Here is a 16808-nt window from a genome sequence, read left to right on the forward strand (position 1 = left end):
ATTGTACTAGATTTTGAAACTTCTTTCCTTCCATTGAAAACGCCCAAAGTTAGATGCCAAACCAACATAAAGCACGTAAAAAGGATAAAAGGTTTGTAACAAAAGGAAGTGGAAAAACGAATAGGCTTGTTTTAAATCTCGGAAGTAATTTCTAATGAGCTGAAGCTCTAAAACCACCTTTATTAGCCAAAGCCCAGCCAAAGAAACTAATGATACTTTTCCAATAAGAAACAATAGCACTAAGCCCACAAGGGCTATTTGCACTGAATAAACAAACAAAGCTGATAATATTGTAGACCACCGCATTCCTACTTTCCATTTGCTGGCCCAACGTTTACGTTGCTGAACAAAATCGACCCAATTTGTGTGGGCAAGGGTATGTACAACTGAATCGGGATTTTTAGCAAAGACAACACCATTCGGGTACTTTTTGGCTATTTTCATCATCAGCAACTCATCGTCACCCGAAGGTGTTTGTTCTATGCCCGTAAACCCTTCTACCTCAGTAAATACCATTTTTCTATAGGCTAAATTGGCTCCATTGGCCATGGTGGGTTTACCTAAACCAATCAATGCTGCGGAAGAAGCCAGCACTGCACCAAATTCAATCCGTTGCAATTTTTGAAAGAAACTTCCTCCTTCCAACACCACCGGCCCTGTAATCATTTGTGTTTGGGAGTTGTTAAAACCAGAAGTCATAACTAATAGCCAGTTTTCATGAAACCAGCAATCTGCATCTGTAGTAACAATAATTTCACCCGAAGCCTGTGCAATACCTGCCGTAATAGCGGCTTTCTTTCCCTGGGTTTCTTCTAAAGAAATAATACTAAAAGAGAATGTGATATCTTTCTCAACCAGCTGCCTTAACACGTTTAATGAATCATCGGTAGAGTGGTCGTTTACGAAAAGCACTTCAAACCATGGGTATGTTTGAACCTTCAGTGCCTCCACTAATCGCTTCAGGTTTGCCTCTTCATTTCTGAAAGGAATAATCACCGATACTTTCCCTTCATACTTTTCAGCACTAGCAAACGGCATCTGTTGCCAAGCAAGAATGGGGAAAAATAAAAGTAGCAAGTAACTAAAAACAACACCTGCGACAAATAGAACCATATGCGAATTACGTGGAAAGCATTTGCATTTAAAACCTTGTTTTGAATTACAGAAATGGAAGGTTTATTTATCTTGCGCTTATGCCTTTAGCCAAAGCCCCCATTAAAGAGAAAATCATTCTCGGTATCGACCCCGGTACCAGTATAATGGGCTATGGACTCATCTTGGTTTCTGGCAAAAAAATCACGCTGCTTCAGTTTGGTGTTATTCACCTTAGCAAATACACCGGCCACGAATTAAAACTGAAGAAGATTTTTGAAAGGGTTACTTCTGTAATTGAGGAGTTTCAGCCAGATGAAATGGCATTGGAAGCTCCCTTCTTCGGGAAGAACATTCAATCTATGCTAAAGCTAGGAAGAGCCCAGGGCGTGGCAATGTCGGCCGCATTAGCCAGAGAAATCCCTATTACTGAATACGCCCCTAAAAAGGTTAAGCAGTCGGTAACAGGAAATGGCAATGCTTCTAAAGAACAGGTGGCGGCCATGTTGAAAACGTTATTAAAAATTGAAACCCTCCCAAAACTACTCGATGCTACTGATGCTTTGGCGGTAGCACTCTGTCATCACTTTCAAGGTGGAAGCCAACAAAGTGGAAATAAAAGTTGGAAGTCATTCATCTCGGACAATCCCGGACGAGTTAAATAAGAGTAACCAATTTCTTTATTATTTTATATCATCATTCAATTATAATACATATAATTACCTAATCAGCATACATCCTAAAACAGTCCTTTATGTATAATTCGCTCGTGATTTTTGGGCATTTACTGAAAGGATAAATCTTATATGAATAAACTCAGATTGAACTCGGACTATTTCTTCAAGTTTTCGCCAGACTTACTTTGCATTGCCGGGTTCGATGGATTCTTCAAAAGGATAAACCCTGCTGTTCCAAACCTTTTAGGTTACTCCGAAGAAGAGCTACTGTCACGGCCTATAAACAGCTTTATCCACCCACTTGATAGAAATCTTACCGCTGAATATCGAGAGAGCATTAAAAAAGGCAAGCCTCTTATGAATTATGAAAACCGCTATTTGAAAAAGAATGGAGAAATAGTGTGGTTATCATGGACATCAATGCCCTTAAATGAAGATAACTTGGTTTATGCTATTGCTAAAGATATAACTCATAAAAAAAGGCTAGAAGAAGAGCGAAATGCTTTATTGGCTAACCTTTCAATGATGAATAAGAAGTTGAAAGACTTATCATTTACCACTTCACACGATTTGAGAGAACCTGTGAACAATCTATTCGGTATTCTCCACCTTTTAGATACCTCTGAAATTAAAAATCCAGAAACCTTAAATTTGATTGAACTTCTGAAAAAAACGGCCGAAAAGTTAGAGTTCAAAATGAACAAGCACCTAAATGAGCTGAGTGAAAACGCCAAAGTTTCAGTGAAGATTGAAGATGTATCATTGGCAGAGGTATTAAAAACCGTGCAAGACTCTATTGGCGCATTAATAAGTAATTCAAAAGTGGTTTTTCAGATTGATTTCACCGCCTTTCAGACCATAAGTTTTAACCGGGATTATTTGGAAAGTATTTTCCTGAACCTCATTACCAATTCAATCAAATATGCCAAACCAAGTACCACTCCCATTATAACCATAAAAGCTAAAATGGTGAGAGAAGTTAAACGCCTGATATTTACCGACAATGGTATTGGCTTTGATAAAGATGCCGTAAAAGATAGAATTTTTGGCTTGAGTCAAACCTTCAACACCCGTCCAGAAAGCAAAGGCATAGGCCTCTACCTTGTTCATACCCACATGACCAACCTAGGCGGTCATATTTCAGTAGAAAGTAAAATAAATGAAGGAACAGAGTTTACGCTTTCCTTTAAAGGTTAGGCCTGATATTTCGCCTTTATCTTTTCAGCCGTTTCGGCCAATTCTTCTTGACTTAAACTTAGCTTGGGTTTGCTAAAGTCGATATCGGAAATATTCTGAAGCGGAATTAAGTGAATGTGAACATGGGGCACTTCAAGGCCAATCACTGCTACGCCAATTCTTTTGCAAGGCACAGCAGCTTCCACTGCCTTGGCTACCTTTTTAGTAAAGCTGTGTAGGTTTATGTAAGTATCTTCACCCATATCAAAAATATAATTCACCTCCTCTTTAGGAACGCATAATACATGACCTCTTTTCAATGGATTAACATCCAGAAATGCAATGTTATTATCGTCTTCTGCCACTATATGGCCGGGAATTTCTCTGTTAATGATTCGAGTGAAGATACTTGGCATAATTATTCTAATGTAATGTCTAATATTTCGAATTGCATAGTGCCAGCAGGCGCTTTTACTTCTGCAATCTCACCAATTTTTTTATTCAAGAGTCCCTTGCCAATTGGTGATTCATAAGATATTTTTCCGGCCTTCAGGTCCGCTTCTTTTTCGGATACCAAAGTGTATTTTACTACCATGCCGTTTTTAACGTTTTTGATTTTAGCTGTTGAAAGGATTGAAACTTTAGAGAGGTCTACGTTTTCATCTTTCATGATTCTCGCATCACCAACAACCGTTTCTAGCTCAGCAATTCTCATTTCCATGAGGCCTTGAGCATCTTTTGCAGCATCATATTCAGCATTTTCACTCAAATCACCTTTGTCGCGTGCCTCAGCAATTTGCTTCGACATGTCCGCTCTCCCTTTGGTTTTAAGGTGATGAAGCTCATCCTTCAATTTCTGCAAGCCTTCTTCCGTGTAATATGAAATTCCAGCCATAGTTTTAATTGTTTAATTTGTTATGCTATAAAAAACAAAGAACGGCTCCTAACAGAAACCGTTGCTTTAAATACAAAAATCGCCCGCTAAGGCGATGTATGCTTCAAATTTAAGCAAAATATATATACTCTCCTACTAACAGTAAGTTTACTCGGGTAATTGAAAAGGGCTTAAAATTAGATTTGAGGTATATTTATCAGCTTTCAAATAACTCAAAATGGTAATTAACCACCTCCTAAGTCACGACTTATTTGATTCTGACATTATATGATAATGAGAGGCAATTTTCCCTACCAACACTTCATTGATTCTTTTGTAAGAAGAGAATGTCCAGCCGCCTACATGCGGAGAGAAAACTATATTTTTCCTTGAAAATAGATCTGTAAACTGATTTCGCTCATCTTCGGTCAGATTGTCGAACTTTTCCTTATCTAAAACATCAAGGGCAGCACCTTTTAATTTGCCTGAGTCCAATAATTCCAAAAGGTCTTTTGTTGGTAAAATCTCTCCTCGGGCGGTATTTAACAGGTAAATATCCTTTCTGAAATTCTGAATAAAGTCTTTATTCACCCAAGCTCGAGTTTCTTCATTTAAAGGAATATGAAGACTAAGGATATCAGATTTGTCAAACAATTTTGCCAAGCTCACTTCCTCTACGTTTTTGGTTCCAAAGCCCTTTTTATACTTGTCGTACACCAATACACGGCAATCAAAAGCCCTAAGTCTTTGTACAAAAGCTTGCCCCATGTAGCCATAGCCAATAATACCAATGGTTTTATCGCTTAGTTCGTCACCTCGGTTGCCTTCCCTGTCCCAGACCCAATTTCTTACTTCGGCATCTGATTTTATAATATTGTTCAACATGGAAAGCAAAAGCCCCATGGCGTGCTCGGCCAATGCATCTCGATTCCCTTCTGGGGCATTCAGAATCTCAATTCCTCTCGACTCCACGTACTGAACGTCAATTTTATCTAAACCAGCACCCGCTCGGCCAATCACTTCTAATTTAACAGCAGCGTCAATCAGCTCTTGATCTACATCCGTTTTCGAACGAATGAGCAAGCCTTCGTAATTACCAATAATACTAAGCAATTCACTTCTGGAAATCTGGGGTTGATAATCGGCATCTATTCCAATTTCTGAAAGCAATCCACAGATGCTCTGATGCATATCATCTACAATCAAAAACTTCTTCTGCATAAGCTTAGAGTAATAAGTTGGCAATCAATAAATACACGGTAATTCCCAACATATCGTTGGCCGTGGTAATAAACGGCCCAGAAGCCAAAGCTGGATTAATTCCGAGTTTATCTAATATCAGTGGTGTTGCTGTTCCTGTAAATGAGGCCAGCAAAACTACGGCCTGAAGTGCAATAGCTACCACTAAACCGAGTTTAACTTCTCCATATAAATAGACAACTAAGAAGCTGATTGAGCCCAACACTAATCCGGTAAACATGGCAATTGCTACCATTTTCAAGAGTCGTTTTCCTAAGCTATCGGTAAATACTGATTTAGTTGCTAAACTTTGAACTACGAGGGTTGAAGACTGCACCCCTACATTTCCGCCCGTAGCCATAATCAATGGTATAAAAAGCGCCAAGCCTGTAATGGTTTGAATTTGATCTTCGAAACCTCGAATTACATATGCACCAACAATTCCGCCTACCAAACCAATAATCAACCACGGCAATCGGGCTTTCAAAATCACCCAAATGGTATCGTCTTCCTCTACATCTGAAGATATACCCGACATCAGTTGTCTGTCTTCTTCGGCCTGATCGGTAATTACATCTACAATATCATCTATGGTAATTCTACCCACTAGCTTGCCTTGAAGGTTGACTACGGGCACCACATCGAGGTCGTATTTTCGCATGATGTCGGCCACTTCTTCTTCATCCATATAGGTTTCAACAGAAATGACATCATCATCATAAATCTCACTGATGTGCGTATTATCATTGGCTAGCAAAATATCCTTCACAGAAACTTTACCCAATAGCTTATATTTATCGTCAACTACATAAACCGAGTAAATACGATCTACATTTTCACGCTGTCTTCTAATTTCTTCAATGGTCTGAACAATGTTCCAATTCAAATTGGCGATGATCATCTCCTTCGCCATTAAACCTCCTGCACAATCCTCATCATAGCGCATTAGCTCATGAATATGGGCAGCGGTATCTGGATCAATAATTTCAGAAATTACTTCTTCACGTGTTTTGGCCGGAAGTTCATTGATGATATCTACCGCATCATCAGAATCCATTTCAGTAATGTAATCGGCTACTTCTTTTGGTGTGAAGTTTTCTAAGAATTTAGTTCTAGTGTCTTCTTCAAGGTCTTCTATAATTTCCGCCCCAACCTCATTGTCCAATATATCTATGACATATTTGGCCATATCGGCATTCAACTCATCCAGTAAGGCAGAAATATCTGCAGAATTCACCCCCTCCATCGTGTCGCGGATAAAGGCACTATTTTTTTCCTCGATTGCTATTTCTAGCGCACTAAGGTATTCTTTAGAAAGTTCAAAAATGGTTTTTACTTCTGACACGATGATATAAGATTCGTCAGTTCCACATACTGGTCAACAGAAAGTGTTTCGGCCCTTTGATCGAGCACTTTTTCTCCGCTGAGTTCCTCTGGCAAATTTATTGGTTTTAGTGCGTTGCGCAATGTTTTCCTTCTCATTTGAAAACCTGCTTTTACTACCCTTCTAAAAAGCACTTCATCGCAATCTAAAGCTGCTCTTTCGTTTCTTTTCAACCTAATTACCGCGCTATTTACCTTAGGTGGAGGGTTAAAAACATTGGGAGGAACTGTGAATAAATATTCTAACTCATAATAAGCCTGTAAGAACACACTTAAAATTCCATAGGCTTTATTTCCTGGAGGCGAAATAAGGCGATCGGCCACTTCTTTTTGAATCATACAAACTACTTCGGGCACCTGCTGCTTCAAGTCCAGAATTTTGAAAAATATTTGTGATGAAATATTATATGGAAAGTTACCCACTACCCCAAATTTACCTGGGAATAGCTCTTCCATATTCAACTTCAGAAAATCACCTTCAATAATTCTTCCTTCAAGCTGAGGGTAATGCTGCTTGAGGTAAGCCACAGACTCTCTGTCAATCTCAATTACTGAGGTTTCTTGTTTGTTTTGTAAAAGAAACTGAGTGAGCACACCTGTTCCTGGACCAATCTCTACCACTATATCATAGCCTCCATGACCAGTAAGTCCATCGGCAATACTTTTGGCAATGTTCAAATCTTTTAAAAAATGTTGGCCGAGGTGTTTCTTAGGTCTTACTGATGACATGGAAGTAACTTATAGAAAAAACATTAATTTGCGCAAAATGAGAATTCTGTTGAAGATTACTCAGAGCAGGGCTTCATTGTTCTTCTCAAATCCAAACCTACTTCAACTTTTCTTTAAAGATTACAAAAGCAGGAAATTCTTTGATTATGAATCTACATTCAGAAGACGAAACTACATACAAACCCGTAATTGGCATCACCATTGGCGATATTAATGGCATTGGTCCCGAAGTAATTATAAAAACCGTTTCGGAACAGAAGCTTTACGATTATGCAACCATAATACTATATGGCCACGGTAAAGCCTTTTCGCACTATAAGAAAATGCTAGAGCTTACTAATTTCTCCTTCTATCAATTTAATAGTGGCGATAGGCTGCATGAAAAAAAGGCCAATGTGATTAATTGCTGGGAAGAAGATTTTGAAATTAAACCAGGAGAAGAAAATAACGAAGGAGGTAAATACGCCTTAGCTTCTTTACAAAAAGCTGTGGAAGATTTACAAAACGGAATAATTGATGGAGTTGTCACAGCCCCTATTAGTAAAAACAATATTCAAAGTGGAGACTTTAACTTCCCTGGTCACACTGAGTTTTTCACCACTACTTTTGGTGCGAAAGACAGCCTAATGTTCCTCTGCAACGATCGGCTTAGAATTGGCGTGGCCACTGGTCATATTCCTTTAATGAAGATTAAAGAAGAATTAACCACCGAAAGACTGACCAGCAAAATAGATTTGATGTTAAAATCATTGAAAAAGGATTTTGGTATCAGTAAGCCTAAAGTCGCTATTTTAGGACTGAACCCTCACGCTGGAGAAGATGGCCTATTGGGTTCAGAAGAAAAAGAACTAATACAGCCAGTAATCAACGAATTCAAAGAAAAAGGGCATTTGGTTTTTGGCCCCTACCCTGCCGATGGTTTCTTTGGCAATAACACCAATTCTAAATTTGATGGTATACTGGCCATGTACCACGACCAAGGTTTAATTCCTTTCAAGACCATAGCTTTTGAAGATGGCGTTAATTTTACCGCTGGTCTTCCGATTGTAAGAACATCTCCCGATCATGGAACCGCATTTGGCATTGCTGGCAAAAACGAAGCCGACCCCAGTAGTATGAGGGCTGCACTTTACATGGCAATTGACATTATACGAAACCGAAGAGAATATGCTATTTAAGAGCGATTTAAGGCAACTATCAATAAACCATTAACCGCCCGCAAGTAGTTGACTAATAATTGTTCGATATTTATTAATGAAATAAGTAAACACTATTTTAGGATTCAATTGAATTTTCATACCTTTGCAGTCCTGATTTTGAGAGGGAATAATTGAAGCCAATCAGAAAATATGAAATACAGATCTTTAAGCTCAATACTGGGCTGCATGATTTTGAATTTCTGTTAGATGATAAGTTCTTTGAATTATTTGACAATGATCTAGTTAGAAAAGGAAAACTTACTGCTAACATTTCATTGAACAAGTCCGAAACAATGATTCAGACTGTTTTTCACATTAAAGGTTCTGTAGAACTGGAGTGTGATAGAAGTCTAGATTTGTTTGATTTTCCGATAGACTTGGAAAGGCCGTTTATATACAAACTCGGAAACGAGTATGAAGAACTGTCGGATGAAGTAGTGGTAATACCACGCGACACCCAACAACTGAACGTAGCATCCATAATGTTTGAATTTATAGGACTTGAAATCCCCATGAAAAAACTTCACCCACGTTTTCAACAAGATGAAGAAGATGAAAATGAAGATGAAGTACTCATGATATACTCTTCGGAAGAAGATAATGATGAGAAAAATGAAGATCAGGAAAATGAAGAATCAATAGACCCACGATGGGCTTCTTTGAAGAAATTGAAAAATAAAGAATAGCGAAAGCTATAAAATTGTAGAAAAATGGCGCATCCTAAGAGAAAAACCTCGAAAACCAGAAGAGACAAAGGTAGAACTCACAAAAAATTGCATGGCAAGGCTTTAGCTATTTGCCCGACTACCGGAGAAATGCATTTGCCTCACAGAGCTTTCTGGCATGAAGGAAAACTTTACTTCAAAGGTAAAGTAGTAATGGAAAAAGAAGTTTTAGCCTAAGTTTAACTTTTGGCTTCTTGAATATTTGCTCCTGAATCAACATTCAGGAGCAATATTTATTTATAGACACTTCATTTGACCAAAATAAGGTTTCGTTCAATCTATTATTTGAATCTGAAGCATGAACCCTTATATTGGCGAATTATTTAGAAATAAGAATGGAGCTTTCCGTTCTATAAAATATTGAATGACTAAAATCAGAGCTAAAATCTCAGGCGTCAACGGTTGGGTGCCAAACTATGTTTTAACCAACAAAGAGTTAGAAACCATAGTAGACACTACTGACGAATGGATAACTTCCCGCACTGGCATTAAGGAAAGAAGAATATTAAAAGGAGAAGGTCAAGGAACCTCTGTTTTGGGTATAGAAGCTGTAAAAGGCTTACTAAAAAAAACCAATACCGATCCTTCTGAAATTGATCTTCTGATCTGCGCCACCACTACCCCCGACATGATGTTTCCGGCCACTGCAAATATTATTGCAGATGCTATAGGAGCAAAAAATGCATTCAGTTATGATTTACAAGCAGCTTGTTCAGGGTTTATTTACGCTGTAACTACGGGTAGCCAGTTTATTGAAACGGGCAAATACAAGAAAGTAGTGGTAGTTGGAGCAGACAAAATGTCTTCTATCATAGACTACAGCGAAAGAACCACCTGTATTATTTTCGGAGACGGTGGTGGAGCTGTTTTATTAGAGCCTACTGAAGAAAACGTGGGAATCATGGACTCCATTCTTCGATCTGACGGATCGGGAGCCCAGCATTTGCACATGAAAGCCGGAGGAAGCCGAAAGCCAGCTTCTCATGAAACCGTAGACAATCGTGAGCATTACGTTTACCAAGAAGGTTCTGCAGTTTTTAAGTTTGCCGTTACTAATATGGCAGATGTTTCTGCCGAGATTATGGCCAAAAACAACTTACAAGGAGAAGATGTTACTTGGTTAGTTCCTCATCAGGCAAACAAAAGAATTATAGACGCTACAGCAAGGCGCATGGAAATTGGTGAAGAAAAGGTAATGTTGAATATCCACAAATATGGCAACACAACCAGCGGAACCATTCCTCTTTGCCTTTGGGATTATGAAAGCCAACTAAAAAAAGGTGATAATCTAATTTTAGCCGCATTCGGTGGTGGGTTCACTTGGGGAGCTATATATTTAAAATGGGCATACGACCCATCATAAAAATTCCAAATGATCAAAATTGAATATTTGTAACTTAGTTTGAAATAAACGCATGGCAAGTACAGCAGATTTTAAAAACGGTCTTGTAATTGAATACAATCACGACCTTTACGCAATCACCGAATTTCAGCATGTTAAGCCTGGAAAAGGACCTGCATTCGTAAGAACAAAACTAAAAAGCATTAGAACAGGAAAAGTATTGGACAATACTTTCACTGCTGGTGTAAAAGTGGTTACGGCCAGAATTGAAAAAAGGCCTCATCAGTTTCTTTTTAAAGATGACTACGGTTATAACCTGATGAACTCAGAAACTTTTGAACAAGTTGCAGTGCCAGAAGAGTTGATTAACGCACCTCAGCTCATGAAAGACGGACAAGAAGTAGACGTTCTTTTTCATGCCGAAACTGAATCTGTTTTGAGTGTAGAGTTACCGGCATATGTAGAACTTGTTGTAACTTACACCGAGCCTGGCATTAAAGGAGACACGGCCACGAATGCCACAAAACCTGCCACGCTCGAAACTGGCGCTGAAATTCAAGTGCCATTGTTCATCAATCAAGACGACAAAATTAAAGTAGATACTAGAACTAATTCATACGGTGAGCGTGTAAAATAGCCACCATCTCAACGAAATAATCGAATTGTTATGAATGCTAAAGAAATCAAGAATATGATCGACTTCATTGCTAAATCAGGTTTAGCAGAAGTCAACATTGAAACTGAAGAGTTCAAAATCAAAGTAAAAAGAGATAACGAAGGAAAGGTAATTGCTACTGCACCTTCTATGCCTCAACCCGTTGCAGCTGCCCCAGTAGCCGCGGCTCCAGCTCCTCAAGAAGCAGCTAAACCCGCTCCAGCAAATGATGAGTCGAGCAAGTATGTTCAAATTAAATCACCAATGATTGGTACTTTTTATCGCTCACCAAAGCCTGAAGACCCTTCATTTGTAAATGTTGGAGATACAATATCAGCTGGCGATAAAGTTTGTATCGTAGAAGCCATGAAGTTATTCAACGAAATTGAATCTGAAATTTCTGGCACCATCGTAAAAGTATTGGTTGAAAATGCATCACCAGTAGAGTATGATCAACCATTATTCTTGGTAGATCCTGCGTAAAAATTTGGTTAAGGGGCTTAATTTTTAAGTCCTCAATTATTTCTCAACCTAAAATATCTATTGTAGTGTTTAAAAAGATATTAATTGCCAACAGAGGCGAAATTGCCCTTCGTATTATCAGAACATGTAAGGAAATGGGCATTAAAACCGTAGCGGTTTACTCTGCGGCCGATAAAGACAGTCTACATGTTAGGTTTGCAGATGAGGCCGTGAATATTGGCCCAGCACCTTCTAATCAGTCTTATCTTAAAATACCTCATATCATCTCTGCTGCAGAAATTACCAATGCAGATGCGATCCACCCTGGATATGGTTTTCTTTCAGAAAACGCTGAATTTTCAAGGGTTTGTCAGGAATACGGCATCAAATTCATTGGAGCAAGCCCTGAAATGATTGACAAAATGGGTGACAAAGCCACCGCCAAAGACACCATGAAAAAAGCGGGTGTTCCAACTATCCCAGGGTCCGATGGCTTATTAAAGTCTGTAGAAGAAGGACTTAAAATTGCCAACGAAGTTAAATACCCAGTGATTCTAAAAGCTACCGCTGGCGGTGGTGGAAGAGGAATGAGAATTGTAAAAAACGATTCTCAATTCCAAAAAGCTTGGGACGATGCCAGAATGGAATCTGCGGCAGCATTTGGTAATGACGGTCTTTACCTTGAAAAATTTGTTGAAGAGCCTCGTCACGTTGAAATTCAGATTGTAGGTGACAGTACTGGACGCGCTTGTCATCTTTCTGAAAGAGACTGCTCTATTCAGAGAAGACACCAGAAGCTAGTAGAAGAAACCCCTTCTCCTGCCGTTAGCCAGGACCTAAGAGAAAGAATGGGGGCAGCCGCAGTTAAAGCAGCTGAATCTATTGGTTATGAAGGCGCTGGAACCGTAGAATTCTTGTTAGATAAACATGGTGATTTCTACTTTATGGAAATGAATACGCGTATTCAGGTAGAACACCCTATTACAGAAGAGGTAACCGATTTTGACTTAATCAAAGAACAGATTAAGGTTGCAGCAGGCGAAAAAATTTCTGGCAAAAACTACTTCCCAAAACTCTATGCTATGGAATGTAGAATCAACGCTGAAGATCCTGCGCACGGTTTTAGACCAAGCCCTGGTAAAATCACAAACCTACACACCCCAGGTGGACATGGAGTAAGAATTGACAGCCATATTTACGCTGGTTACACTATTCCGCCAAACTACGACTCAATGATTGCCAAGTTAATTGTAACAGCTCAATCACGTGAAGAAGTATTGGTAAGAATGAAGAGAGCTTTAGAAGAATATGTAATTGAAGGTATTAAAACCACTATTCCATTCCATATCAAGCTAATGGACGATCCTAAGTTTAAATCAGGCCAGTTTACTACAAGCTTCTTAGAAGGCTTCGATTTCACGGGAATGCAATAACAAATTCACTATATAAGTATCAAAGGTCACTTTTGTTTTCAGAAGTGACTTTTTTTTGTTTTTTTTTACTAGCCAGATATTCGTAGACTAATGAACGGCTAGAAAAATAATAAAGGTTGCTCATAAAGAATATTTTAAACTATTTCGCTGTATTATTCACAATACTCAATTAGAGTTTTTAACATTTCAACAGAAATCTATTCAATTAACCACAAGGCTAAGCAAGTAATGACCCTACAATCAAGTTTAAAAACCAAAATATGGATATATGGAATCATGGTTTTGATTTCATTGATCTTTACTACACAGCAAGCCGCAGACTACCGCATTTATGTTGCTGCAGGAAGGGTGATGATTGATGAAAAAGCCAATCCATTTTTGGATGAGGATATGGTTGAAACAGAGCCTGATGGAATAGTAACGCCTCATGCTCAATATAGATATGCTCCTATTTTTGGTATAGCATTGTATCCAGTTTCTTTACTACCAAAGCAAGTTTACATCTTCCTTTGGCTCTTTTTCAATGTATTCTTACTATATAAATCAATTCTATTATTTAGAGAGTTTTTCTCTGAGTTAAAGGCAGACACTAAGCTTTTCGGAATAACGGCAATACTCACATTAATTCTTGGGATACGTTTTTGGGGACAAAACCTCCAGTTGGGTCAAACTACTATTTTACTCGTTTTTCTATCGGTGTATGCATTACACTTGTCTAGAAAAAATAAGCCCGTTTTGGCTGGTCTAATGTTAGCCCTTGCTATTGTTACTAAAATAATGCCCTTGCTACTGATAGGTTATTTTATTTATAGAAAGGATTTCAAAACACCTGTTTTTACTATAATCTTCACAGTGCTCCTAGTCTACCTACCCGCTCTCATTGTTGGTTTTGATTATAACAACTTCTTGATTCATGAATGGTACAACATTATTAACCCTGCCAACAAAGAGTATACTTTAGAAACTAAAACAGGCATTTATAACCTTTCTGCGTTCATTTTTTCCTATTTCACCGAGATGCCTGATGATAAAATTACTGGCAACAGAAATATTCTTTCTCTGTCATATGAGGTTGCAGGAATACTTACCAATATTGCTAGAGGGGCTTTAATACTTTTTACGCTATACTTTGTAAGGAGCCTTCCTTTTAAAGCATGCAAATCAAGCGTGCATGCCTTTTGGGAATTTGGTTACATCTGCCTAGCGTTTCCATTGGTATTTCCAGCACAGAATAAGTATTCCTTTTATTATATACTACCGGCTCTGTTCTTCGTGGCCTATTATATGGTCACGCGCTATAAATCAGAAGGAGGCTTAAAAGGAATACCTTTGAAAATCTTGATTCCAATGAGCATGTATTTCATTCTTACTACTTTAACATCGTCTAACATTATTGGTAAGTATTGGTACGATCAGACACAGTTTTACAAAGTAATTACCTTTGGAATCATAGCTCTAATTGTTGCTTACACACAGGTAAAGCCTTCAATGCTCCACAACAATCAATCAGAAAAAAATCAGTAACCTTATGCTTGTTCCAGCCATCAATATTGTTATTCCACTGTATAATGAAGAAGACGTATTTGACAAACTGATTAGTCGGTTGACCACCTTAATGGATTCATTTGAAAAGACTATTGAGGTTATTTTGGTAGATGATGGTAGTAGCGATAGAACTGCTGAGTTAATGACTGATTTAGCAATGGAAGATCAGCGTTTTCAGTCAGTAATTCTTTCTAGAAATTTTGGACATCAAATTGCTTTGAGCGCTGGTTTACAACAAATTACTGCTACCGAAGCTGTTTTTATTATTGATGCCGACCTCCAAGATCCACCTGAGCTACTGGGAGAGTTTTATGAATATTATAAACAAGGCTACGATGTCGTATATGCCGTTAGAAAAAACCGAAAGGAAAACTTCTTAAAGAAATTTGCTTACAAATCATTCTATAGATTGATGGATAAAATTTCTTACATCCACATCCCTTTAGACACGGGAGATTTCTCTCTTATAAGTGCGCGGGTAGCGCATTTAATGAACGAAATGCCCGAACAAAGCAGGTTTCTGCGGGGCATGCGTAGTTGGTTAGGTTTTAAACAAATTGGAGTTGAGTATAACAGAGAAGAGCGCCAATCTGGCGAATCAAAATATACACTCAGAAAACTATTTCAACTCGCTTTTAATGGCGTATTCAACTTTAGTGAACTACCAATCAAGTTGATCACCAACCTTGGCCTCCTTACTATAGTGTCTTCTATTGGGTATTTTCTATATGTAGTGGCTAAAAAGTTAATCTACGGAAACGTTCCAGAAGGTTTTACTGGCCTCTTGTTCGTATTAGTTCTATTCGGAGGAATTCAATTATTATCGCTAGGTTTAATTGGTGAATATGTCCTTCGAATTTTCTTTCAAGTAAAACAAAGGCCATTGTTTATAATTAAAGAAACAATAAAAGACAAGGAAAGAAAAAACCACAGACTTTAACCTAGAACACTCCGCGAATGAAATCTGACTACGAAATCACATATCATGATGTAGAAAGTGAGCACTTTTGGTTTAAGGCTAGAAGAAGCTACATTTTACAACTGTTAGAAAAAACTTCGAGAGATGCTAGCATTCTGGATATTGGCTGTTCTTCTGGCATTCTATTAAACGAGTTAATAGACAAAGGCTTCGAGAGGCAAAATCTATACGGGATCGACATTAGCGAGAAAGCAATTGCAAATTGTAAGCGAAATAACATCCAAAACTCTTTCGTAATGGATGCTCAGGAAATAACTTTAGACAAAAAGTTTGATGTTATTATTGCCTCCGATTGTTTGGAGCATCTTAAAGACGACAAAAAGGCTTTGATCAACTGGCATAGCTTACTAAAACCCAACGGCACACTACTAGTTTTTGTGCCAGCGTTTATGTCTTTATGGAGCGCACACGATGTATTTAACATGCACTTTAGGCGCTATACAAAGCCTGAGTTAACAAGTAAATTAAAGAAAACGGGCTTTAAGATTCAAAAAGCCAGTTATTGGAATTTCTTACTTTTTACACCTGTGTTTGTTTTCAGAACTTTAAACAGGCTGAGAAAATCAAAATCAGAAGACGCTAACGGTGACTTATCACAACCTTCGATGTTCAATGAATCAATTTACAAATTGATCAACTTTGAGAACAAGCTATTGAAAAGAACAAACTTTCCATTTGGAGTAAGTACTTTCTGTATCGCCAAGAAGCTTGAAAGTTAATCCGAACTTATAACTCAACTCCCTTCAATCTCATTACATAGTTCATTATACCAAGCTTCTCCGTATTTACGGATAAGTGCGTCTTTCAGAAACTTGTAAACCGGCACACCAAGCTTTTCACCTAAAGTACAGGCCGCAGAGCAAATAGACCAACGATCATAATTTAGAGCTTCGTAATGATCATATTTGGTTATTCTGATGGGGTAGAGTTCGCAGGATATAGGTTTTTTGAAAGTGGTTTTACCATCGCGATAAGCCTGTTCTATTCCACATTTCAGAATGCCCTTTTCATCGTAAATAGAAAAAGCACATTCTCTATTGCCAATGGTGGTTGTTGAATAATCTCCTTCAAAATCTATAATATAAGGCCCTTCTTTCTCTATCGCCTTCAAACCCTCTTCACTCAGGTATGGCTTAACCGTTTCAAGAGCATCTTCCAACTCTTTAAGCTCATGATCCTCAAGCGGAGCTCCTAAATCACCTTCCACACAACAGGCTCCCTTGCAAGCTTCAAGGTCGCATACAAAGAGCTGTTCTTTTATATCGTCACTAATTACTGCGTTGTCTACTAAGATCATA

The 16808-nt window shown here is 38.3% G+C and carries 19 protein-coding genes; 12 read left to right on the top strand and 7 right to left on the bottom strand.

From position 1 onward, the window contains the following. Positions 1-6: 6 nt before the first annotated feature. Positions 7-1113 carry a glycosyltransferase gene (locus tag OB69_RS06015; protein ID WP_053222803.1) on the bottom strand — a complete coding sequence of 369 codons (1107 nt, stop codon included), beginning with the start codon at positions 1111-1113 and terminating at the stop codon, positions 7-9. Between the two features lie 80 nt (positions 1114-1193). On the opposite strand from OB69_RS06015, the gene ruvC reads away from it, so the two are divergent. Continuing rightward, positions 1194-1757, top strand: a complete 564-nt coding sequence (ruvC, locus tag OB69_RS06020) for a crossover junction endodeoxyribonuclease RuvC (RefSeq protein WP_053222804.1) — start codon at positions 1194-1196, stop codon at positions 1755-1757. A 141-nt stretch (positions 1758-1898) separates the two neighbouring features. Then, complete coding sequence (locus OB69_RS06025; protein WP_053222805.1) at positions 1899-2966, top strand: PAS domain-containing sensor histidine kinase; 1068 nt, start codon at positions 1899-1901, stop codon at positions 2964-2966. Here the strand turns inward: OB69_RS06025 and OB69_RS06030 are convergent. The 5 genes from OB69_RS06030 to rsmA form a co-directional block, all read right to left on the bottom strand. Continuing rightward, positions 2963-3361 (bottom strand): HIT family protein, encoded by a 399-nt coding sequence (locus tag OB69_RS06030; RefSeq protein WP_053222806.1) that lies wholly within the window; start codon positions 3359-3361, stop codon positions 2963-2965. The genes OB69_RS06025 and OB69_RS06030 overlap by 4 nt on opposite strands. Before the next feature lie 2 nt (positions 3362-3363). Further along, entirely contained in the window at positions 3364-3840 is a 477-nt protein-coding gene (gene greA, locus OB69_RS06035; protein ID WP_053222807.1) for a transcription elongation factor GreA, read from the bottom strand. Between the two features lie 240 nt (positions 3841-4080). Continuing rightward, positions 4081-5040, bottom strand: coding sequence for an NAD(P)-dependent oxidoreductase (locus OB69_RS06040; protein ID WP_053222808.1), 960 nt, complete (start codon positions 5038-5040; stop codon positions 4081-4083). A gap of 4 nt (positions 5041-5044) precedes the next feature. Then, a complete protein-coding gene (mgtE, locus tag OB69_RS06045) occupies positions 5045-6403 on the bottom strand; it encodes a magnesium transporter (RefSeq protein WP_053222809.1) in 1359 nt (452 codons plus the stop codon). Continuing rightward, the gene (rsmA, locus tag OB69_RS06050) at positions 6391-7170 is read right to left on the bottom strand and encodes a 16S rRNA (adenine(1518)-N(6)/adenine(1519)-N(6))-dimethyltransferase RsmA (protein ID WP_053222810.1); all 780 of its coding nucleotides are present in this window, start codon (positions 7168-7170) and stop codon (positions 6391-6393) included. Before rsmA ends, mgtE begins: the two co-directional genes overlap by 13 nt. Positions 7171-7316: 146 nt before the next feature. On the opposite strand from rsmA, the gene pdxA reads away from it, so the two are divergent. From pdxA to OB69_RS06100, 10 genes are all read left to right on the top strand, one after another. After that, a complete protein-coding gene (gene pdxA / locus OB69_RS06055; protein WP_053222811.1) occupies positions 7317-8348 on the top strand; it encodes a 4-hydroxythreonine-4-phosphate dehydrogenase PdxA in 1032 nt (343 codons plus the stop codon). Positions 8349-8500: 152 nt separating this feature from the next. Continuing rightward, positions 8501-9055: a YceD family protein gene (locus tag OB69_RS06060; RefSeq protein ID WP_053222812.1), complete on the top strand. Its 555-nt coding sequence runs from the start codon at positions 8501-8503 to the stop codon at positions 9053-9055. Positions 9056-9079: 24 nt separating this feature from the next. Beyond that, positions 9080-9271 (top strand): 50S ribosomal protein L32, encoded by a 192-nt coding sequence (gene rpmF / locus OB69_RS06065; protein WP_053222813.1) that lies wholly within the window; start codon positions 9080-9082, stop codon positions 9269-9271. A gap of 187 nt (positions 9272-9458) precedes the next feature. Beyond that, complete coding sequence (locus OB69_RS06070; RefSeq protein WP_053222814.1) at positions 9459-10457, top strand: beta-ketoacyl-ACP synthase III; 999 nt, start codon at positions 9459-9461, stop codon at positions 10455-10457. A gap of 52 nt (positions 10458-10509) precedes the next feature. Further along, positions 10510-11073 carry an elongation factor P gene (efp, locus tag OB69_RS06075; RefSeq protein ID WP_053222815.1) on the top strand — a complete coding sequence of 188 codons (564 nt, stop codon included), beginning with the start codon at positions 10510-10512 and terminating at the stop codon, positions 11071-11073. A gap of 30 nt (positions 11074-11103) precedes the next feature. Next, the gene (gene accB, locus OB69_RS06080) at positions 11104-11574 is read left to right on the top strand and encodes an acetyl-CoA carboxylase biotin carboxyl carrier protein (RefSeq protein WP_053222816.1); all 471 of its coding nucleotides are present in this window, start codon (positions 11104-11106) and stop codon (positions 11572-11574) included. A 65-nt stretch (positions 11575-11639) separates the two neighbouring features. Next, positions 11640-12986: an acetyl-CoA carboxylase biotin carboxylase subunit gene (gene accC, locus OB69_RS06085; RefSeq protein WP_053222817.1), complete on the top strand. Its 1347-nt coding sequence runs from the start codon at positions 11640-11642 to the stop codon at positions 12984-12986. A 228-nt stretch (positions 12987-13214) separates the two neighbouring features. Next, positions 13215-14510: a glycosyltransferase family 87 protein gene (locus tag OB69_RS06090; RefSeq protein ID WP_082338097.1), complete on the top strand. Its 1296-nt coding sequence runs from the start codon at positions 13215-13217 to the stop codon at positions 14508-14510. A gap of 4 nt (positions 14511-14514) precedes the next feature. Beyond that, a complete protein-coding gene (locus OB69_RS06095; protein WP_053222819.1) occupies positions 14515-15471 on the top strand; it encodes a glycosyltransferase family 2 protein in 957 nt (318 codons plus the stop codon). Positions 15472-15488: 17 nt separating this feature from the next. Next, complete coding sequence (locus OB69_RS06100; protein ID WP_053222820.1) at positions 15489-16229, top strand: class I SAM-dependent methyltransferase; 741 nt, start codon at positions 15489-15491, stop codon at positions 16227-16229. A gap of 14 nt (positions 16230-16243) precedes the next feature. On the opposite strand, the gene OB69_RS06105 is transcribed toward OB69_RS06100, so the two are convergent. After that, positions 16244-16807, bottom strand: a complete 564-nt coding sequence (locus OB69_RS06105) for a DUF3109 family protein (protein ID WP_053222821.1) — start codon at positions 16805-16807, stop codon at positions 16244-16246. Between the last annotated feature and the right edge of the window lies 1 nt (position 16808).

This window comes from Roseivirga seohaensis subsp. aquiponti, assembly GCF_001267955.1.
Taxonomy (GTDB): Bacteria; Bacteroidota; Bacteroidia; order Cytophagales; family Cyclobacteriaceae; genus Roseivirga; species Roseivirga seohaensis.